Raw genomic sequence first — 22,657 nt, forward strand, 5'->3', positions numbered from 1 at the left:
TATGAAAAGGTGTTAAAAAAATGGGTTTGAAGGAGAGTTGCTTTGTATTATCTTTGCGCCATAATTTTCAGTATTTCAAAGAGGTATGCAGGAAAAAATTTTGATTTTGGATTTTGGTTCACAGTACACGCAGCTGATCGGCCGTAGAATTCGTGAACTCAATGTGTATTGTGAGATTCATCCATATCATAAAGCTCAGGAGCTTATGGATGAAACAGTTAAGGGCGTGGTTCTTTCCGGCAGTCCATATTCGGTAAGGGATGAAAATGCTCCTTTCCCGGATTTAACAAGCATTAAAGGACATTTACCTTTGCTCGGTATTTGTTATGGAGCACAGTATCTGGCCCAGAATTCCGGTGGTAGTGTTGAAGCCTCTGATTCGCGGGAATACGGAAGGGCAAGATTGTCATTTATTAGTCAGTACTCTGATTTGCTGAGAGATATGACACCGGATACACAGGTCTGGATGTCTCACGGTGATACCATTCAAAGGCTACCTGAAAACTTTGAGGTCATTGCAAGTACGCATGATGTGGTTAATGCTGCATACCATATTCAGGGAGAGGAAACGTATGCTATTCAGTTTCATCCTGAGGTTTACCATACAACAGAAGGCATAAAGCTGCTTAAAAATTATGTAGTGGATATATGTGGATGTAAACAGGACTGGACTCCGGCATCGTTTATTGAAACTACAGTAAATGAGTTGAAAGAAAAACTGGGAGATGATAAAGTGGTTTTGGGCTTATCGGGTGGTGTGGATTCCTCTGTTGCTGCAACGCTTTTGCATAAAGCCATTGGCAAAAATCTGACCTGTATTTTTGTGGATAACGGATTATTGCGCAAAAATGAGTTTCATGATGTGTTGGATACCTATAAAGGTATGGGACTGAACGTGATTGGCGTAGATGCTTCGGCGAAATTTATAGACGATCTTGCAGGAGTGACTGAGCCGGAACAAAAACGTAAGATAATCGGTCGTGATTTCATCGAAGTATTCGATGATGAAGCGCATAAAATAAAGGATGTAAAATGGCTGGGACAAGGAACAATTTATCCTGATGTGATTGAGTCTGTGTCTGTCAACGGCCCATCGGCTACGATCAAGTCGCATCATAATGTAGGTGGATTACCGGATTTCATGAAGCTGAAAGTAGTGGAGCCGTTGAATCTTCTGTTTAAAGATGAAGTACGCCGGGTAGGTAAAGCACTGGGCATCAAGCAGGAATTGCTGGGACGCCATCCGTTCCCGGGGCCGGGACTTGGAATCAGAATTTTAAGTGATGTAACACCGGAGAAGGTCAGGATACTGCAGGAAGCTGATGCAATTTTTATCAACGGACTGAGGGAGTGGAATTTATATGATGAGGTTTGGCAGGCAGGTGTGATGTTATTGCCGGTACAGTCGGTAGGCGTAATGGGAGATGAGCGTACCTACGAAAATGTGGTGGCGCTCCGTGCTGTTTCTTCCACTGATGGTATGACGGCAGACTGGGTACATCTTCCATATGATTTTCTTGCAAAAGTATCGAATGACATTATTAATAAAGTGCGTGGAATAAACCGGGTGGTTTACGATATCAGTTCCAAACCACCTGCCACAATTGAGTGGGAATAAACATATAAAAATACAGAAGACGCCTTAATTGTTCATATATAGCTAAGGCATTTTTTTATGCATAATTCACTGGTATTAAGATTATTATATGCATATAATACTGATTTTAAGCCTCTGAGAATTCAGTATTTGCCTTTCGACCGAATAAGGGATAGGGTAAAGCGCTGAATTTTAAAAATATTGTTTGTTTGAGTAGGAAGCCCGATTGCTGATTTTAATTTTTTTAGTCAATTCTTATTAACAGGATCAAATAAGCTTGGATATAAACAAATACGATAGATTATTTTACGCCGGTTTATAACTTATTGCATTTATAGGAGTGGAGAGCATGTGTAAAATTACAAATCTGACAAAATTACAGATGTAAAATGTAAATTTGAATTTATTAATGTGAATTATCAAATAAAATTTATTACATATGGCATTTATATTTATTTGATTACAGATATAAATTAATATCGTTTAGAGAAGTAAATTGCAATGAAATTCTAATATGTAAACACTTAACATTGTCAGGAATCATCCCATTATTTAATATAATTACCAATTAATCAGTTATATAATATATTTAATTCAAGTTATAATACCGATTATAATTGATTTATATTAGATCAAAGTTAAACTATTTCTATTCCAACATAATTCATTACTTATAGTACTTATTACCAAATTATTATATAATTTATATAAAGTTATATTAGATATTAATTGAATAAATAACTGTAAATAAACATAATTTTATAGTTGTAAATATTGTTTACAGGCCCCTACTCAAGATATTTAATATCACAAAATCATTATATAATCCCTTTTATTGAGGTTAATAGTCGTAATCATTGTTTGCTGTTGCAAATAAGAGTAGGAGTTTCCTCCTGTAATACAACCTTTGGCATTTAGTCGTGTATACATTTGTAATATAATAAATATGTAAATAGTGTTTACAACTTTAAATTCAATGATTGAATTACAAATGTTACCTGTTGTCTTTTGTGAATTGAATGTTAGTAAATAGAATTTTAGATATGTAACTAGTTTTGTAATTTTGAAAAGTGTAATATGTAAACATCAAAAACCGGTCTTTTTTACGTGTAAGGTCCCGGTTTAAACTGAATATCGTCAGCATTTAACGTTAATATGAAGGACAGAATAGCAGAATTAATAGAAAAAGAGGGACTTACGCCTTCTAAATTCGCTGATATGATTGAGGTTCAGCGATCAAATATATCTCATATTTTGGCTGGCAGGAACAAACCCAGCCTGGATTTCCTCCAGAAGATTATAAATACCTTTCCTGATATTAGTGGAGACTGGTTGCTGTCAGGATCAGGCCCGATGTATAAAAACGAAGCGATTCATTCGGTTCAGACCGATAAAGCAGATAATGGAGTAAACTTGTTTAATACACAGGAACACACCTCTGCTCCTCAGAACAAGCCTTTACGGGAAAATAGAATCGCAATGGAAAAGGATGCATCAAAACGCATCAAAAAAATTGTTGTGATTTATGATGATTTCAGCATGGATGAATTTGTGCTGGATAAGCATTTGGAATAGTCTCTTGTCTTCATTTTTTCTATATTTGCACTTCAAAAATGCAGGGATTTGAAATGAAGAAGCATATACTCGACCTGGAGGTCGTAAGCAATATAAGGCTCAACAAGGAATATGTGGTCATTGATGTAACACACAAGGATACACTACCTGAAATGATGCCCGGACAGTTTGTCCAGATTCTGGTTGAAGATTCACCCAATACCTTTCTCAGACGCCCCATTTCCATTCATGATTATGATCCTGAAACCAATAGTATGAGTCTGCTGATTCAGGAGGTTGGTGATGGTTCACACAAGATGGCTCAATTAAAGCCTGGTGATACCATGAACGCCATATTTCCCCTGGGTAACTGGTTCAGCATGCCGGAAAAGGGTGAAAACGTACTGTTGATTGGCGGTGGTTGCGGTATTGCTCCCTTATTGTACCTTGGACGTGAGATGAATAAAAATGGAATCAGGCCTCAGTTTCTTCTGGGCGCCAGAAAATCGGAAGGTATCTTTCTGATTGATAAATATGAAGCGTTTGGCCAGGTACACATAACCACTGAAGATGGATCTGTGGGTAAGAAAGGGTATGTTGTGCATCATGATGTATTATGGGATGAAAATCAGAAATTTGACAGGATATACACCTGTGGCCCTGATCCGATGATGAAAGTTGTGGCCAAGTATGCACAGAAAAATAATATTTATTGTGAAGCATCACTTGAAAACCTTATGGCCTGTGGTTTTGGTGTGTGTTTATGTTGTGTGGTTGATACCAGTGAAGGACACAAAACAACATGTGTTGAAGGACCCATATTCAATGTTAAGGATATAAAAGAATGGCAGATTTAAAGGTAAATATTGGCAACCTGGAACTGGAGAATCCGGTAATGGCTGCATCCGGCACCTTCGGATATGGTGAAGAATTTGAGGATTTCATTGATTTAAACGCTCTGGGAGGCTATGTGGTGAAAGGTACTACCCTTGAACACCGTGAAGGTAATAAGTATCCTAGAATGGCTGAAACGGCCTCAGGCATGCTGAATGCGGTAGGTCTTCAGAATAAGGGAGTGGATTACTTTATAAACCATATATATCCGCGTCTGACCAAATATTCGTCTAAACTCTTTGTTAATGTATCCGGATCAAAAGTGGAAGATTATGCCGAAACTTCACGCAGACTGGCTGATCTGGAACATGTGGCCGGCATTGAGCTGAATATAAGTTGTCCAAATGTGAAAGAAGGTGGTATGACTTTTGGAACATCCTGTCCTTCTGCAGCTGCTGTTACAAAGGCCGTAAGGGCAGTATATCCGAAGCACCTGATGGTGAAACTGTCGCCCAATGTGACAGATGTGACGGAAATTGCACGGGTGCTGGAAGCTGAAGGTGCTGATTCATTGTCACTGATCAATACGCTTTTAGCCATGGCAATCGATGCCAAAACCCGTCGACCGAAGCTATCCACGGTTACTGGTGGTTTATCGGGACCGGCGGTAAAACCTGTAGCACTCAGAATGGTCTGGCAGGTTTACAATGCTGTAAAAATTCCATTGGTAGGGATGGGAGGTATCATGAATGCCACCGATGCCATTGAATTTATGCTGGCCGGATCTACAGCAATACAGATTGGTACAGCCAATTTTATTGATCCGGCTGTATCGATTAAAGTCAAGGAAGGTATCAATGCCTATCTTGATGAAAACGGCTTTAAATCAGCGACTGAGTTGGTTGGAGCCTTAGAAGTTTAGAAATTGATTTTATAACATAAAGGTCAGCCGTAGTATCTTTCGCTACGGCTTTTTTTGGGTTTGATTTAAAACTTTTTGGCATATATACAATAAAATCCTAGACATATTCGTAAGAACTCTGAGGCAAAAAATGCTGAATTAGTGGAATATTTAAGGATATTATATTAATTTTAAGATCACCATTCTGTCATGTAAACAATACATCTCAGAAGGTTTATTTATAACCTTAAATTACTAATATGAAAACAATTGGATTGATTGCCTGTCTCATTATCTGTTTTTATACTATCGGCAATGCTCAGACATTAACTGTTTCAGGTACGGTTAAAGATCATCAGAATAAATCAATGCATGGTGTATACGTGGATTTACTTGTTCCGGTAAAGAAGGACAATAAAGTGACATATGATCAAACAGCAAAAACAAGAACTGATTCGGCCGGATATTTTAAAGTTGAATGTAATCCGGACGACAGTCTGGTGCTTTCTTATCCGGGTTTTGTGACAGTCAAAGTTCCTGTAAAGCAGGAGCAGTTGGATATAACGATGAAGCCGGATTATGTGGAATTAAATGAAGTGATAATAGTACGTGATCAACCTATACGCAGGTCTTTTACTATAGGTGCTGCTTCGGCTGTTGCAACTCGTACAAGCGGCATAAGAGTTAGAGGCGGTTCAAGAGTAAATAATCAGGCATTGTTCAATTCAAATCTGACTTCATCAGGATCCGGAAATGGAGTTCCGGTTTTAAGTGCTAGTGCTGAAGAATATGGGAAATACGTTGAGAACGATTTTATTCTGGTTAAAAAAGAAGCTCTGTCAACATTTTCTCTGGATGTGGATGCTGCATCATACAGTAACATGAGACGTATGATAAATCTGGGTATGATGCCGATAAAGGATGCGGTTCGTATTGAAGAGCTTATAAATTATTTTAAGTATCAGTATCCTGAACCGGTTGGAGATGATCCGGTAAATATCATCACAGAAACAACTGAATGTCCATGGAATACGGAACATAAGTTATTCAGGATTGGAATAAAAGCAAAAGATATCCCAAAGGAAAAATTACCTGCCTCAAATTTTGTTTTTCTTATTGACGTTTCCGGATCTATGCAAAGCATGAATAAAATAGGGCTGGTAAAGTCCTCCCTGAAATTTTTAACCAATAATTTGAGAGAAAAAGACAAGGTATCCATTGTGGTTTATGCAGGAGCTGCTGGCGTTGTTCTGGAACCTACAAACGGAAAAGATAAACAAAAGATATTAGATGCCATAGAAGCATTGGAAACGGGTGGCTCAACTGCCGGTGCCGCAGGAATTAAACGTGCATATGAAATGGCAGAACAGAATTTCATTGAAAATGGAAATAACCGAATAATCCTGTGCACAGATGGAGATTTTAATGTTGGTGTTTCAAGTCCATCAGAACTCGAAAATCTGATTGAAGAACAAAGGAAATCAGGTGTTTATCTGACAATACTGGGCTATGGAATGGGAAACTACAAGGATAACAAGCTGCAGGTGTTGGCTCAAAAAGGTAATGGAAATCATGCCTATATTGATAATCTCCTGGAAGCAAATAAAGTAATTGTAGAAGAATTTGGAGGAACAATGTATACAGTGGCCAAAGATGTTAAACTGCAGCTGGAATTTAATCCTGCGAACGTAAATGGTTATAGATTGATTGGTTATGAAAGTCGTCTCTTAAATAAAGAAGATTTTAATGATGATAAAAAGGATGCTGGTGAGATTGGTATGGGCCATACCGTTACCGCGTTATATGAAATTGTACCTGTCGGAATAGAATTGCCATCTGGAAAGGTTGATGATTTAAAGTATCAACCCGGGAAAAAAGAAAAAATTGAGACAAAGAAAGAACTGGATGATGAGCTTTTAACCATTAAATTACGCTATAAATTGCCTTCAGAAGAAAAGAGTAAAAAGATGGAAATACCGGTTTTGGTAAAATCATATAGTAACATAGCTTCAGAGGATCAGAATTTTATCATGGCTGTGGCAATGTTTGGTCAATTGTTAAAGGATTCAGAATATAAAGGAGATGCAGATTACAAGAATGTTATTGAACTTGCAAAAAAAGGACTTGGCGAAGATGAAAACGGCTATAGAAGAGAATTTGTAAGACTTGTAAAATCAGTAAAAGATCTTAATTAGAACATCAAAATGAAGAAAGCGAAGTATGCCCTTAATAGTATAATAATCCTGATCTATACCTTTTTTATAGGGAATGATATTTTAGGACAAACAGACACAACTGTTGTTTTACACAAAAATACAATAGGCAAAGTAAATAAAGTGGTCGACAAAATGCCTGAATATCCCGGTGGTTATACTGCATTGTTTGATTATTTGGTGAAAAACTTAAGGTATCCCCAAATTGCCATGGACAATTCTATTGAGGGAAAGGTTTACATTCGTTTTGTCGTTGATGAAAACGGGTATATTACAGATCCCCAAATAGTCAGGGGTGTTGATCCTGCACTTGATCGGGAAGCATTGCGGCTGGTTAACAATATGCCTCAGTGGACACCAGGGGAGCACCAGGGCAAAAAGGTTAAGGTTTACTATCTTTTGCCCATCAACTACCAACTTCAATAGTCCCTTAAAAACTCTGGTTTGTTTAAATCGTGCGTTAGCCGCTGTAAAGTGTGCCGATTGGCGCGTTGGAAGACGAACTGGTTAATGATTTCGGGTAAGTTATTGCGGTTCTTTACAGCAAGCATTTGCGCCACCGCTATAGCTATGGCGGCACGCGGTTTTCGATAGTTTTTGATGCGTCAAAAAGTATCAACTGGGTGAAGCCTGAGCTTGCGAAAGGAGAGGGTTGCTGAGTTTATCGAAGTAGGGTGATAAATCCCTTATTTAGCTACGGCTCATTTTGAAAGCGTACTATGGAGAGGGTTTGATTTCTATAGTAAGTGAATTAAATCCAGTAAAATCCTCCGATTCCGATGGCCATCGGAACCACCTCCTTTTTGCTTCGATACGTTTCACAACTCAGCAACCAACAGGAGGACTCTTTCATTACTTAAACAATCCGTTTAAAATGCCTTTCGAGGCATCTTTCTGAAGTTGTTTGATTGCTGCTTTGGCATCCAGTGATACAACCGGTTTATTGATGCTGCCTTTTATATTTACTGTAACCGGGAGTTGTTTATCCGGATCGCTGATCATTTTTACCAGGTTGGCCACATCCTTACCAAGTTCGTTCGCCGCAACTGTCGTTTTAATATGATAATTCATATCATTCTTAAGCGCATGATCACCCCAGATTTCCATGGGCTTATCATCCACAACAACTTTAAACGGTTTAATGACCACCTTGCCGTTTTCAATCATATAATTGGCTTTAAAAGGTCCTGTTTTTAAATCTTTATATTTTGGATTCTGAGTGACACGTGCCAGTTCATCCAGTGCTGCATTGTTTTTTACCAACAGACTGGGAGAGGACAGGTAACCCTGGCTGGCCAGCTTGTCAATGTCAATCTCCCCATTCTCCATAAATGGCGAATAGTAGTTTAAGTTTAGAGATATACGCCCTTCGGCATACGTGGCAATGGGAGCAAGTTTCCGGATTGTGCTGAATGAAGCCGTGGTCTGAGCCACATCAATATTATCTATAACCATCTGCATATCAGAGAAAACCTTCGTTGTATCTTCTGTATTATATACGCCGGTTAAGGTCACAGAACCATCCAGCATCTGCATGTTCAGGTTGTCAAGAATGGCTTTGCGGTTCACCACAGTAATTTTTCCCGTTGTATTATATATTTTCAGGTTATCAAATAACATTTTCCGGATGTTACTGGTGAATACCAGATCCAGTTTATCCGGAACCAGGAACAACTCACTGGCGCTCGTATCGGTTTCAGCTATGTTATCATCTTCCTGGTCCAGAAATTCATTAGCGTTGATATAATTCGATTTGTGATTGAATTTACCTTTAAGGGTGCCATCACTGAACACATAGTTGATGTAGTTTGAAAATTTACCATCCAGTGTAAAATCACTTTCGCCCATTCTGGCACTGAAGGATTTCAGATCAATCTCTTTGGGAGAAAAGGAGAGAGTGCTTTCATTAATGGATATGCCCTGCGGTACATCATTGCTTTTAAACCAGAAACCGTTCAGGCTCATATAACCTGAAGCATCAAATTTCTGATATTCCTCTTTTTCGATAGCACTCATATGCCCCTTGAGACGAATATCTGCATTGATTTTACCTTTGATGTCATAATCTTCCATCGGAATAACGTCCTTCAGGGTAGCCAGATCCACGTTTCCCTTAAAAAATCCATTGATGTTGAGATCCGAAACCGGTGTTGTAAAATTCCATTTTGATTCGATTGGGTTACCACCAATGTTGCAGGCAAAGTTATCGACCCTGATCACCATTGCATCGGTACTGGTTTGATCGGGGTGGGTGATCGTTGCGTTGATATTAATGCTGTTTATGGATTTTGGAAGATCAGGATACTGGAACATACCGTCCGCCACACTGAATTTAAAATCAAACTCGGGTAGATGATCCATATCTACATAATCGCCTTTGATGTTACCGTTTATGGTAATTTTTCCGTCGGTTTTCATGCCTTCCATCATGCTGGCATAGCTTTCCGGAAGCATGCCCAACAGATCGCTCATATCCGTTACAGGTGCATTCAAATGCAAATCAATAGTATAATTAGGTCCGCTTTCCTTTACATTCCCATCCAGTTCAAGGTTTAACACGCCAAGCTTTAGATTATTATCTTTCAATGTGAAAACCATGTGTTGCAAATCGGCGTCAACCTGAGCCTTTAAACTGGACGGAAAGCCTTTGATTAAGGTTTCGCCTTCCTGTGCATAAAAGATGTTATCTGCGTTGAAATCAATATCCAGTAAGGTTTTAACCTCTGAGAAATCACCGCTTAAATTAAGGTTGATGCCATCTACAACGGCATGCATCTGTTCAGTGGTATCCAGATATGCTATCCGTCCGTTAATGACGGAAAGGTTTTGTAGCTTTACAAGAAAAGGTTCCTCTGTAATGGTATCCTGAGTTGATTTATCCGGCATTTCTTCCACCATTTCTGCGGAAGAAGCGTCCGCAACACCGGTAACATAATTAATTCGTGGTGTATTTAAAACGATGGTTTTAATGTTGAGTTGATTGCCGGTGATGGCACTCCATGTTTCCATGTTCAGCAGCATCTGTCTCATGCTGATCAAAGTATCCGTTTCCTCCTGAACGATGGAAAGGTCATTCAGAGACAGCGTCAGATCAGGGAAGTGCTTAAATATGGAAATGTTAACAGAGCTGTAGTCCACATCGGCTTCCATCTGTTTACTGATCTCTTTTTTAGCCAGAGATGAAATCTGGTTTTTAAATAAAAACGGTGTGGCAACAATAGCAATGATTAAAATTGTGATGATGATCGCAATGATCCCAAGAACCTTCTTCATATGTTTAAATTATCTTGATTTCAGATTTTCTATCTAAGAGCCTAAAATAATAAAGATTAGCAAATTTGCATAAATCTGTTACACATTATTAACGAAAATCGTAAAAAATAAGTTTATTAATTGTTGGTATAAAAAATCTGATTTATAGGTTTGCAGTTAAGTAAAATTGTGTATTTTTGCACTCGCAATTCCAAAACGGAAGGCACCATATAAAAGGACTTGTAGCTTAATGGATAGAGCATCTGGCTACGGACCAGAAGGTTGGGGGTTCGAGTCCCTCCAAGTTCACTTAAGACGAATCAGCAGAAATGTTGGTTCGTTTTTTTATTTCTGAAACAGAGGGACGAGAAGTGACTGACGAAGGAAGGTAATCCCGATAGCGAAGCGTATCGGGAAGTCCCTCCAAGTTCACTTAAGACGGATCAGCAGAAATGTTGGTCCGTTTTTTTTTTACCCCAACCCCGAAATTTCGGGGCCCTGAAGGTGACTTTAAAATCTCCTTAACGATGCTATGGTCTCATCCTTGTTTGTAACGAGGATGCATTTATTACACATTGGTAATAGCATTTAAACACCTGTTCATAGGTAATATACCCCAAAGTATGGGTACTAATTGAGCATTTTGATACCTAATTATGTTATCTTAGTATAATCTGTAAAATTTAAATCTACCACAATGGATTACACTGATGAAAGTTTATACCTTAACAACTATGGGGAAGATGAGTTGAATTTTCTGAACTTATTGGCTGAAAAGTTTCCTACCGTTCAGGCTGCCTGTACTGAAATCATTAACCTTGAGGCAATCCTTAATCTGCCAAAAGGAACGGAGCACTTTTTAACAGATATTCATGGTGAGTATGAAACATTCAGTCACATATTGAGAAATGCTTCAGGAATGGTGCGTAAAAAGATAAATGACGTGTATAAATACACCATTAGTGAGAAGGAAAAGCGGCAGTTAGCCACGCTTATTTATTATCCTGAGGAGCGGCTGGAACTGATTGTGAAACACCAGGAAGATCTGGACAACTGGTACGCCATTACATTACGCCGGTTAATAGAAGTTGCCCGCGTTTCTGCGGATAAATATACCCGTTCCAAGGTTCGTAAAGCTATGCCGGCTGATTTTGCCTATATCATAGAGGAATTACTGACGGAACATAATGTGAAAAAGGAAGAATACTTCAACAGTATTATCCGGTCCATCATTGATGTGGACAGGGCGGATTCCTTTATCATTGCTCTTAGTAAGTTCATTCAGCGTCTGTTGATTGATCACCTGCATATAATTGGTGATATTTTCGATCGGGGACCTTATGCCGATAAGGTGATGGATGTGATCCAGAATCATCACGCAGTGGATATTCAGTGGGGAAACCATGATATTGTATGGATGGCTGCAGCTACCGGCATTCAGGCGAGCATTGCTGCGGTAATCAGGATAAGTGCACGCTACAGTAATCTGGATACACTTGAGGATGCATATGGGATCAACCTGGTACCGCTGGCCACATTTGCAATGAAAGTTTACCGAAATGATCCATGTCAACAATTTATACCCGTTAATACACCCAAAGAAAATATAGGATCTACCCATGTTCAGCTTATCAGCAAGATGCATAAAGCCATTGCCATTATTGAAATGAAACTATCCGGACAGATTATTCAGCGGACACCCGAACTGGGCATGGAAGATAGACTGTTACTGCATAAAATAGATCATGAAAAAGGAACCATTAAATTGGATGGGAAGGAATATGAATTGAACGATAAACTCTTTCCAACCATCGATCCGGAGCATCCGTACGAGTTGAGTGATGAAGAAAAAGAGCTGACACAGAAACTGCGCTTCTCTTTTCTCAACAGTGAAAAGCTTCAACGGCACGTGAAAACACTTTTTACCAAGGGCAGTACCTATATGATCTACAATTCTAACCTGCTGTACCATGGCTGTATTCCTCTGGATGACAAAGCTGACTTTCAAATGGTAGCCCTGCATGGTAAGGAATACAGCGGCAAAGCCTTATGCGATCAGTACGACCGCATCTGCCGCCGGGCTTACTTTAACAGGGAACATCAGGAACTGGTGAGCAAAGACCGCGATTACATGTGGTCACTATGGAGCGGCGCTGCGTCTCCGTTATTCGGTAAAAAGAAAATGGCAACTTTTGAGCGCTATTTTATCGATGACAAGGAAACGCACCATGAAGAAGGCAATCTCTATTATAAACTCAGGGATGATGAAGAGACCTGTAACCGTATTTTAAAAGAGTTTGGCCTTGATCCGGATGTATCACATATCGTCAACGGCCATGTGCCGGTTAAGGTGACCAAAGGAGAGAGTCCTGTAAAAGCCGGAGGAAAACTGTTTGTGATTGACGGAGGTATGTCCAAACCTTATCAGAAAGTGACAGGGATTGCCGGTTATACTTTGATATTCGACTCCTATAATCTCATACTCGCAGAACACAGGCCCTTTGAATCCAGACGTAAAGCCATAAAAGATGAGATTGATATTGTGTCCACCCGAAATATGATTGAACATGCTATTACAAGGATACGGGTAGGGGACACGGACAATGGCGTCCACCTGAAACAACAGATAAGGGATTTACACCGGCTTCTGGATGCCTACCGGAAAGGCGTGGTTAAGGTGAAACAGGTTTAGATATAAGACGTAAGATGTAAGATGTAAGATGTAAGATGTAAGATGTAAGACACAAGATATAAGAAGCAAGACAAATATTTAGGGAAAGTGTATCTTATCCTCGTTTGCAACGAGGATGTTCTGGTTTAAGCATTTGAAATGCAAATAATATGCTATTCCTGTTCTTCAGGAACCCTTATATACTGTGCAAAGATCAGCGATGTGATGGCAATTCCTGAACCGACCAGAAACGGTAACCGCCAGTTCCATATCCATAAAGCACCACCAACCACAGGCATAAATACAGCCATGATATGGTTAATGGTAAACCCGGTTGCCATGGATGGTGCAATATCCTTTGGATCAGCCGTTTTCTGAAAAAATGTTTTAATCCCTATGGAAAATCCGAAAAAGATATGATCCACAATGTAAAGCAGGGCAACGATAATTGGTTCCTCAATAAACGCATACCCAATGAACACAAAAATCAGGCTCATATATTCCATGCTGAGTACTTTGCGTTCACCAAACTTATTGATCCATTTGCCGATATACGGATTTAACTGCCATGTTATAAGGTTATTTACAGCATAAAGCAATGCAATCTGCTGTACAGAAAAATGGTATTTTTCTACCAGCATAAACAGTGCAAAAACCACGAAGATTTGTCTTCTGGCTCCGCTTAAAAAGTTAAGCAGGTAAAATAACCAGTAGCGTTTCTTGAGAATAATGCGTTTATGCTGTTTTATTTCCGGTTCACGTGCCGGAAACTTAAAGATGGTATAAACAACCAGGATAAGTACAGAGCCCCCCAGAACAACGTAGATCCATTTTAATGGCAGAATATAGGCCAGACCAATTATTGCAGCGCCAATCAGTACATTGGCTATGGACATAATGCTGCGCAATTTAGCCAGCACCAATGGAGCAGTCTTCAGGTTAAAGCTTTGAAGTGTCAGGGACTGATTCACCGTTTCGTAGTAATGAAAGCCAACCGACATAATAAAAGTTGTAACTATAAGGCCGGTAAAAGAGGGGAAGAATCCGGTGATCATAACCCCTAATGCAAGCAACAAAACCGAAAGATAGCCAATCTGGTTTTCCTTTAAAAACAGCAATAAAAATACAACTGCAAACGACAGAAAACCGGGAATTTCCCGAACGGCCTGTACAATACCGTTCTGAAACCCGTTGATACCAATAACGTCCACAGCAAAATTACTGTAAAGCGTGCGCCACCCCTGGAAAGATACTGCAGCACTGATGACGAGCATCAACAGAAAAAGATACATCGGGTCCTTTCGAACTTCCTTACTGATTGTTACCATGATAGTATTCAAAAAACAATTGCCACCTAAACGGTGGCAATCGGTATATTAGATGTTTAATAACTCGATGGCTTTGTCCAAAGCCTGTTCCAGTCCTTTGGGATTTTTACCTCCGGCTGTGGCAAAAAACGGCTGACCGCCGCCTCCGCCCTGAATGGATTTCGCCGCTTCCCTTATGATGTTTCCGGCATGCCAGCCTTTCGATTTTACCAGGTCGTCTGATATCATCACAGACAGGTTGGCTTTTCCATCGTTTTCGGTTCCAAGCACACAGACCAGATCCGCAAATTCACCTTTCAACTGGAAGGATAAATCGCGCAATGCACCGGCATCCAGCTTATCTACAACAGATTTGATGATTTTCACGCCATTCTGTTCCACAATCTTATGCTTAAGCTCACCTTTAACAGATTTAAGCGCATCGCCTTTAAATGCTTCCAACTGTTTTTTAAGATCGTTATTTTCTGCCAGTAGATTCTCCAGTGTTTTTTCCAGATTTGGCGGATTGTTCAGTATTTCCTTTGCATTGTTGAGCGTATCAGCCAGGTTATCCACAAATTCATCAGCTTTATCGGCTGTAACAGCCTCAATCCTTCGAACACCGGCAGATATTGAACTTTCGCTTGTAATTTTAAGCAGGCCGATTTCGCCTGTAGCAGACACATGTGTTCCTCCACATAATTCAACCGATGAACCAAATTTAATGGCACGGACCACATCACCGTATTTTTCGCCGAACAGTGCCATAGCACCCATTTCTTTAGCCTTATTGATCGGAATTTCCCGGAATTCTTCCAGTTTGAAATTTTTCCGGATATTCCGGTTCACAATGCGCTCAACCTGCCTGATTTCATCATCGCTTACCTTATGAAAATGCGAAAAGTCAAACCGTAAATAATCCGGGCATACCAGTGAACCTTTCTGTTCAACATGTTCGCCCAAAACCATCCGAAGTGCCTGGTGGAGCAGGTGAGTAGCCGAATGATTATTGGCAGTCAATTGCCTGTCTTTGCCATTTACTGTGGCTTTAAATCGTGCTTCAATATTTTCGGGAAGCTCCTTTACAATATGTACAATCAGGTTATTTTCCTTTTTAGTGTCAATAATACTGTATTTTTTACCTTCAGCTTCTATATATCCCGAATCACCAACCTGTCCACCGCTTTCAGCATAAAACGGCGTGACATTGAACACCAACTGATAAAATGTTTTGTTTTTTGATTTTACCTGGCGATAACGGGTGATATAAAGATCAGTCTCCAGGTAATCATATCCGATAAACTCCTCTCTGTCATCTTCTTTAATGATCACCCAGTCATCTGTTTCAATGGCAGCAGCGTTACGGGCCCGTTCTTTCTGCTTCTGCATTTCCACATCGAAAGCCTTGCGGTCAACCACCAGCCCGTTTTCCTTTAATATCAATTCGGTCAGATCCAATGGAAATCCAAATGTATCGTATAATTCAAATGCATTTTTACCCGAAACAACGGTTTCGTTCTTAGCTTTCACTTCTTTTATAACGCTGTCCAGCAGACGAATTCCGGTATCAAGGGTTCTAAGGAACGACTCTTCCTCTTCGTGCATAACATTCGAAATAAGGTCGCTGTTCTTAATCAGTTCCGGATAAGCTTCACCCATGGCCTGGTTTAATACGGTTGTAAGGTTATACATAAACGGTTCCCTGAACCCAAGAAAAGTATACCCGTAACGAACAGCACGACGCAGTATCCGGCGGATAACATAACCGGCTTTATTATTGGATGGCAGCTGTCCGTCGGCGATTGAAAACGCAATGGTCCTCACATGATCGGCAATCACGCGCATAGCAATATCCTTTTTCGGATCATCGCCATACGAGGTATTACACATTGAACCGATGGCTTTGATGATGGACTGGAACACATCAGTATCATAATTCGACTGTTTGCCCTGCAGTACCATGCAAAGGCGTTCAAATCCCATTCCTGTATCCACGTGTTTTTCTGGTAATGAAACCAGTTTGCCGCTTGCCATCCGGTTGAACTGAATAAATACGAGGTTCCATATTTCAATCACCTGCGGATGATCCTTGTTGACCAGCTCACGGCCACTTATTTTTTGACGTTCATCGTCGTTTCTTATATCTACATGGATTTCAGAACAAGGTCCGCATGGCCCTGTATCGCCCATTTCCCAGAAATTATCTTTTTTGTTTCCATTGATGATACGGTTTTCCGGCAGAAATTGATTCCAATAGCCTGCAGCTTCATTATCGCGTTCAAGTCCGTCTTCTTCATCGCCTTCAAATACTGTGGCATATAATCTGTCCGGATCAATTTTCATTCGTTCCACCAAAAATTCCCATGCCCAATGAATGGCTTCTTTTTTAAAGTAGTTACCAAACGACCAGTTTCCCAGCATTTCGAACATGGTATGGTGGTAGGTATCATGACCTACTTCTTCCAGATCATTATGTTTTCCGGATACACGCAAACATTTTTGTGAATTCGCCACTCTTGGAGATTTCGCTTTGGCATGCCCCAGAAATATTTCTTTAAACTGGTTCATGCCCGCATTGGTGAACATCAGTGTAGGGTCGTCTTTTACCACCATCGGGGCAGATGAAACGATAAGATGTTCCTTCTCTTCAAAAAAATCTTTAAAGCCCTGGCGTATCTCTTTGGCTGTCTTCATATGAACGAAAAAACTAATTTAATGTTAAACTAATGAAAATTTTACTATATTTAAGCGCTGAAAGCGTGTTACAACACCTATTTTTTTCAGCTTTGCAAAGTTAGTCGAAATAATTAATTTTGCACTTAAATTGTTTTAAAAGAGGATATATGGCAAAAGCTCATTATCATTACGATCCGGAGACCCTTAGTTTTAAGAAGGTTAAAAAGGGTTTCAAGTATCGTTTAAAACAAATTTTAGTCTATTTGGTTCCCAGTTTAGTCTTTGGATCCGTTATTGCCTATCTGCTCTGGTCTTATGCAGATTCACCACAGTTAAAGTCAGCTAAGCAGGAAAATTCACGTTTGGTCATGCAGATTGATCTGATGAATCAGCAAATGGATCAGTTTTCTGAGATACTTGATGAGGTACAGCAGCGTGATGAGGGAATTTACCGTGTAATTTTTGAAGCAGATCCGATACCTTCGTCTATTCGTAAAGCAGGTTTTGGTGGGGTAAACCGCTATGAGCATCTTGAAAACATGCAGAATGCCGAGCTGGTGATATCAACCAGGAAAAAACTGGATGTATTGACGAAAGAACTTTATATCCAAACCAAATCCTTTGATGAGATTGTTGAACTGGCACGTAACAAAGAAAAAATGTTACATTCCATTCCGGCCATCATGCCCATATCAAACCGCGATTTAAAACGGACAGCTTCAGGTTGGGGATACAGAATTCATCCAATAGAAAAAATACGTAAGTTTCATTACGGCATGGATTTTACATCACCAATCGGAACCGATATTTATGCAACAGGTGACGGTCGCGTGGTGAAGGTGATTAAGTCGAGAAGAGGCTACGGAAATTATATCGTCATTGATCATGGGTTTGGATACCAGACCTTATACGGACATCTAAGCGGCTTTAATGTAAAAGTAGGACAGAAGATTACCCGTGGTCATGTAATTGGTTATGTGGGAAATACGGGTGATTCAACAGGGCCTCATTTGCATTACGAAGTGCATTACAAAAACAGGCCGGTCAATCCCAAGGATTTCTATTATCAGGATCTGACGCCTGAGCAGTACGATGAAATGATCAGTATCTCAACTAATACAGGTCAAACATTCGATTAACAGACTGCAGATGCCATACAAGAAGCCGGTCATCGAAAAAATGTTTTATTCCATGCGGGAAACATCCGAAATGTTTGATATCCCGCAATCCACTATTCGTTTTTGGGAAAATGAATTTGATATTCTGAAACCCTATAAGAATACAAAAGGCACACGGTATTTCAGGCCTGAGGATTTAAAGAACCTTCATCTGATCTATTTTTTGCTGAAAGAGCAGGGGATGACCCTGAAAGGAGCCAAAAAGAAACTGGAAGAAAATCCCGAAAAAACCATTAAAACCTTTGAAATTGCAACCCGCCTTTCCAGTGTCAGGGATCAGCTGAAGCAAATTCTGGAAAATCTGGATTAATTAAGTTAGACCCTTACCTTGAATCTTTATTTCGATACGCAACTTTGTTTCTACTCAGCAACCGGGAACTTCGCTCTCGGAAAAGGTAAATACCTGATCGGTGTCGCTTTAATATTAATATGGATCAGACATAATTTCCATTCGCTTGCCCCTCAGTCCCCTGAAGGGGAAGGTCGACGCGCGATGCAACAACCTAAAACTATGCACTTCTGGAGAGTTCAACATATATTTGCCCTGGTTTGCGTAATCTGCGGGAAGTTTTATAAAACAGATATGTAATTACTTACCTAAATGAAAAAAGAAAACTTTAATTCTGTGTTTCTGAAATTCCTAATTCTTAATTTTTCATTCTTCATTATTCATTCTTCATTATTCATTATTAATTAACTACACCATTCCGTACAGCCACTTTTCAATCTCCTCGTGTGCGATGCCAAGACGGTTGGCATAGTCAGAGGCCTGATCATCATCGATTTTGGTGATGGCAAAATAGGCAGAATCAGGATGTGCAAATACCAGACAGCTTACAGATGCGTTTGGATACATGGCTCCGTTTTCTGTGAGTTGTATTTCGGCTTTCTCCAATGGAATAAGCTTATCCAAAAGAAAGTTATCAGCCTGGTTCGGCATAGAAGGATAACCGATGGCCGGACGAATTCCCTGATATTTAACCCGCAACATATCTTTAATACTCAGGTCTTCATCTTTTGCAAATCCCCAGTAATCACGACGAACTTCCATATGCAACAGTTCAGCATAAGCTTCTGCCAGACGGTCAGACAATGACTTTAACAACAAGGCGCTGTAATCATCATTTTCTTTCTCATATTTTTCTATCCACGGTTCAATATCCAGTCCGGCTGTTACTGCAAATGCCCCAATATAGTCACACGTTGGATGTGTCACAGGTGCAATATAATCACTCAGACAGTTATAAATACCGGCATCCTTGGTGGCCTGCTGTCTCAGAAACGGAAATCGTAAAAGCACTTCGTTGCGGCTTTCATCTTTCCAGAATATAATATCATCCTTTTCAGAATTCACAGGGAAGAAACCCAGAACAGCTTTTGCACGTACTTTTTTATTTCCGAGCACATCATCCAGCATGGCATTGGCTTCGCGGTAAAGTGTAAGCGCTTCTTTGGCCTTGACACGTTCCAGACCTTCTTTAAAGGTATTCAGCCACGCTGTTTCGCTTTTTTCATCTTCAAAAAGCCGGATACCCTTGTACGATCCGGGTAGTCGCCACGCTTTAAAAAAGAAGGTCCAGTCGATAAAAGCCCTGAGTTTGCTGGTATCAAGCTCTCCCGGTTCTTTAACACCTAAAAATTCAGGCTTATAGATAGTATTTTCATTGAACTCAAGCTTTACACCCTTTCTTCTGGCAGACTCTATTGGCTCAAAGCTGGTTGTGTTGCCTTTTGAAAACTTATCACGCAGCAAGCCATATTCCACGTCTAGTTTAGACTTGAATTCGTCCTTTGTTTTAGGATTGATGATGGCCGCAGCTACCTGTACACTTTGCGATGCATCTTTTACATGAACCGCAATATGTGAATACTTAGGCGCAATTTTAACCGCTGTATGCACTTTCGATGTAGTGGCACCACCAACCATCAGCGGAAGTGTCATGCCACGTTTCTTCATTTCTTCGGCAATTTTGGCCATCTCTTCCAGCGAAGGTGTTATCAGACCGCTTAAACCAATCGCGTCCACATTTTCCTCGATAGCTGTATCCAGAATTTTTTCTGCCGGAACCATCACGCCAAGATCGACGACTTCAAAGTTATTACAGGCCAGGATCACATTTACAATATTTTTTCCAATATCATGCACATCACCTTTTACGGTTGCCATCAGTATTTTTCCTGCAGAGTGAGAGCCACCTTTTTTATCCATCTCTATGTAGGGTTGGAGGATGGCCACGGCCTTTTTCATCACGCGGGCTGTTTTCACCACCTGAGGCAGAAACATTTTACCATCACCGAACAGGTCACCAACCACGTTCATCCCGGCCATTAGCGGTTGCTCGATAATGTCGAGGGCAGCAGGATATTTTTCCAGTGCTTCATTAATATCCACATCCAGATAACTGTCAATTCCTTTTACGAGGCAGTGACTCAGGCGTTCTTCCAGCGTACCGTTACGCCATTCATCCTTTGCTTTTGCCGGACCCTCACCGCTATCATTGTTTTTGATTTGCTCTGCAGCTTCAATCAAACGCTCTGTGGCATCTGGTCTGCGGTTCAAAACCACATCTTCTACCAATACAAGCAGATCTTTGGGAATCTCATCGTAAACCTGTAACATCGACGGATTAACAATTCCCATATCCAGACCTTCCTTAATGGCATAGTACAGAAAAACAGAGTGGATAGCCTCACGAACCACATTATTTCCCCTGAACGAGAAGGAGAGGTTACTGATTCCGCCACTGATTTTCGCGTGTGGCAGGTTAGCCTTAATCCATTTTACGGTTTTTATAAAGTCCAGCACATAATTATTGTGTTCCTCAATTCCGGTGGCAATCGCCAGCACATTCGGATCAAAAATGATATCCTGAGGTTGAAATCCGATCTTATCCACCAACAGATTATATGCCCTGGTACAAATTTCTTTTCGGCGTTCAAAACTGTCGGCCTGGCCTTTTTCATCAAACGCCATAACCACTACCGCAGCACCATAGCTTTTAATCAGCGAAGCCTGGTTAATGAACTGTTCCTCACCTTCCTTAAGGCTTATGGAATTGACGATGGATTTTCCCTGCAAGCATTTTAAACCTGCTTCAATAACCGGCCACTTGGATGAATCCACCATGACAGGAAGCTTCGAGATGTCCGGTTCAGACATAAGCAGATTTAAGAACTGCACCATTTCTTCCTTCGCCTCCAGAAGGGCATCATCCATATTAATATCCAGGATTTGAGCGCCACCTTCAACCTGATCGCGAGCCACTTCAAGGGCTTCATCGTACAGCTTGTTTTTTATGAGCCGCACAAATTTTTTGGATCCGGCCACATTACAACGTTCCCCGATGTTTACAAAATTGGAATCCGGTCTGATCTCCAAGGGTTCAAGACCGCTTAACCGCATCAAACTGTCCTCTACAGAAGGAATACGCGGGGTTGCATTTTTAGCGCGTTTAGCCAGCTCGGCAATGTGCTCGGGACGTGTTCCGCAACAACCACCTATAATATTAACCAGCTCATCATCAAAATACTCCTGTACCAATTCTGCCATAATGCGCGGCGTCTGGTCATAATCGCCCAACTGATTCGGCAGACCTGCATTAGGATGCGCACTGATCAGGCATGGCGCCATATCTCCCAGCTCTTCAATATAAGGTTTGAGCGCTTTAGCTCCGAACGAACAATTTACACCAACTGAAAACGGTTTCGCATGTGATACAGAAATCCAGAATGCCTTCACCGTCTGACCCGATAAGGTCCTTCCACTCAGATCAGTAATGGTCACTGAGATCATCAACGGAAGTTTAACAGAACGCTCTTTTTCAGCCTGTTCTACTGCAAAAATAGCGGCTTTGGCATTCAGCGTATCGAATATGGTTTCTATCAGGATCAGTTCAGCACCACCATCGATCAGACCTAATGCCTGTTCCTTATAGATCCTGACCAGATCGTCAAAGGATACAGCCCTGTAAGCCGGATTATTTACATCGGGCGACATGGAAGCTGTTTTGTTGGTAGGGCCGATAGATCCGGCCACATATCTTGGCTGATCCGGAGTTTCAGAGGTCATCTTATCTGCTTCCTCACGTGCCAGTCTGGCTGCTTCACGGTTCATCTCGTAGGCCAGATCACTCATGTTATAATCTGCCAGCGAAATCGCATTGGCATTGAAGGTGTTGGTCGAGAGAATATCAGCTCCGGCCAGCAAATAATTCCGGTGAATTTCTGAAATTATATCAGGCCGTGTTATGCAGAGCAGATCATTATTTCCCTGAACAGGAGAGGGGTGATCTTTAAATCGTTCGCCTCTGAAATCATCTTCCTGAAGTTTGTAGCGCTGAATGGTTGAACCCATTGCCCCGTCTAAAATAAGTACTCTGTTTTTGGCTGTATTATTGATATCCGGCTTTTGTATCATAACTGTAGTTTTGTGCTGCAAAAGTAATAAATTCAAGCGATTCTTGTCTTTATTTAG

General features: G+C 40.5%; 13 protein-coding genes and 1 tRNA gene. 10 read left to right on the forward strand and 4 right to left on the reverse strand.

The window, feature by feature from the left end; translation table 11 throughout:
* Positions 1-85: 85 nt before the first annotated feature.
* From guaA to ACE1ET_RS02370, 6 genes are all read left to right on the forward strand, one after another.
* Positions 86-1,618: a glutamine-hydrolyzing GMP synthase gene (guaA, locus tag ACE1ET_RS02345; RefSeq protein WP_375726749.1), complete on the forward strand. Its 1,533-nt coding sequence runs from the start codon at positions 86-88 to the stop codon at positions 1,616-1,618.
* 1,134 nt (positions 1,619-2,752) lie between these two features.
* Positions 2,753-3,172, forward strand: a complete 420-nt coding sequence (locus ACE1ET_RS02350) for a helix-turn-helix transcriptional regulator (RefSeq protein WP_375726750.1) — start codon at positions 2,753-2,755, stop codon at positions 3,170-3,172.
* A 53-nt stretch (positions 3,173-3,225) separates the two neighbouring features.
* Entirely contained in the window at positions 3,226-4,008 is a 783-nt protein-coding gene (locus ACE1ET_RS02355) for a dihydroorotate dehydrogenase electron transfer subunit (protein ID WP_375726751.1), read from the forward strand.
* Positions 3,996-4,907 carry a dihydroorotate dehydrogenase gene (locus ACE1ET_RS02360; RefSeq protein ID WP_375726752.1) on the forward strand — a complete coding sequence of 304 codons (912 nt, stop codon included), beginning with the start codon at positions 3,996-3,998 and terminating at the stop codon, positions 4,905-4,907. The genes ACE1ET_RS02355 and ACE1ET_RS02360 overlap by 13 nt, the downstream gene beginning before the upstream one ends.
* A 239-nt stretch (positions 4,908-5,146) precedes the next feature.
* On the forward strand, positions 5,147-7,081 hold the full coding sequence (locus tag ACE1ET_RS02365) for a YfbK domain-containing protein (RefSeq protein ID WP_375726753.1): 1,935 nt from the start codon (positions 5,147-5,149) through the stop codon (positions 7,079-7,081).
* Positions 7,082-7,090: 9 nt separating this feature from the next.
* Entirely contained in the window at positions 7,091-7,525 is a 435-nt protein-coding gene (locus tag ACE1ET_RS02370; protein ID WP_375726754.1) for an energy transducer TonB, read from the forward strand.
* 426 nt (positions 7,526-7,951) lie between these two features.
* On the opposite strand, the gene ACE1ET_RS02375 is transcribed toward ACE1ET_RS02370, so the two are convergent.
* Positions 7,952-10,372, reverse strand: a complete 2,421-nt coding sequence (locus ACE1ET_RS02375) for a DUF748 domain-containing protein (protein WP_375726755.1) — start codon at positions 10,370-10,372, stop codon at positions 7,952-7,954.
* A gap of 215 nt (positions 10,373-10,587) precedes the next feature.
* On the opposite strand from ACE1ET_RS02375, the gene ACE1ET_RS02380 reads away from it, so the two are divergent.
* Together ACE1ET_RS02380 and ACE1ET_RS02385 are read left to right on the forward strand one after the other, a co-directional pair.
* Positions 10,588-10,660, forward strand: a tRNA-Arg gene (locus ACE1ET_RS02380).
* Positions 10,661-11,048: 388 nt separating this feature from the next.
* Positions 11,049-13,043, forward strand: coding sequence for a fructose-1,6-bisphosphatase (locus ACE1ET_RS02385; RefSeq protein WP_375726756.1), 1,995 nt, complete (start codon positions 11,049-11,051; stop codon positions 13,041-13,043).
* Between the two features lie 152 nt (positions 13,044-13,195).
* On the opposite strand, the gene ACE1ET_RS02390 is transcribed toward ACE1ET_RS02385, so the two are convergent.
* Together ACE1ET_RS02390 and alaS are read right to left on the reverse strand one after the other, a co-directional pair.
* Entirely contained in the window at positions 13,196-14,350 is a 1,155-nt protein-coding gene (locus tag ACE1ET_RS02390) for an MFS transporter (RefSeq protein WP_375726757.1), read from the reverse strand.
* 48 nt (positions 14,351-14,398) lie between these two features.
* Positions 14,399-17,023: an alanine--tRNA ligase gene (gene alaS, locus ACE1ET_RS02395; RefSeq protein ID WP_375726758.1), complete on the reverse strand. Its 2,625-nt coding sequence runs from the start codon at positions 17,021-17,023 to the stop codon at positions 14,399-14,401.
* Positions 17,024-17,172: 149 nt separating this feature from the next.
* Between alaS and ACE1ET_RS02400 the strand changes: the two genes are divergently transcribed.
* Together ACE1ET_RS02400 and ACE1ET_RS02405 are read left to right on the forward strand one after the other, a co-directional pair.
* On the forward strand, positions 17,173-18,144 hold the full coding sequence (locus tag ACE1ET_RS02400; protein ID WP_375726759.1) for a M23 family metallopeptidase: 972 nt from the start codon (positions 17,173-17,175) through the stop codon (positions 18,142-18,144).
* Between the two features lie 10 nt (positions 18,145-18,154).
* Positions 18,155-18,493, forward strand: coding sequence for a MerR family transcriptional regulator (locus ACE1ET_RS02405; protein WP_375726760.1), 339 nt, complete (start codon positions 18,155-18,157; stop codon positions 18,491-18,493).
* A 387-nt stretch (positions 18,494-18,880) separates the two neighbouring features.
* Here ACE1ET_RS02405 and metH read toward each other — a convergent pair whose 3' ends face one another.
* Positions 18,881-22,600 (reverse strand): methionine synthase, encoded by a 3,720-nt coding sequence (gene metH / locus ACE1ET_RS02410; protein ID WP_375726761.1) that lies wholly within the window; start codon positions 22,598-22,600, stop codon positions 18,881-18,883.
* Between the last annotated feature and the right edge of the window lie 57 nt (positions 22,601-22,657).

The sequence above is a fragment of the Quyinboa mangrovi genome (genome assembly GCF_042219825.1).
Classification (GTDB): Bacteria; Bacteroidota; Bacteroidia; order Bacteroidales; family UBA5342; genus JBHJHP01.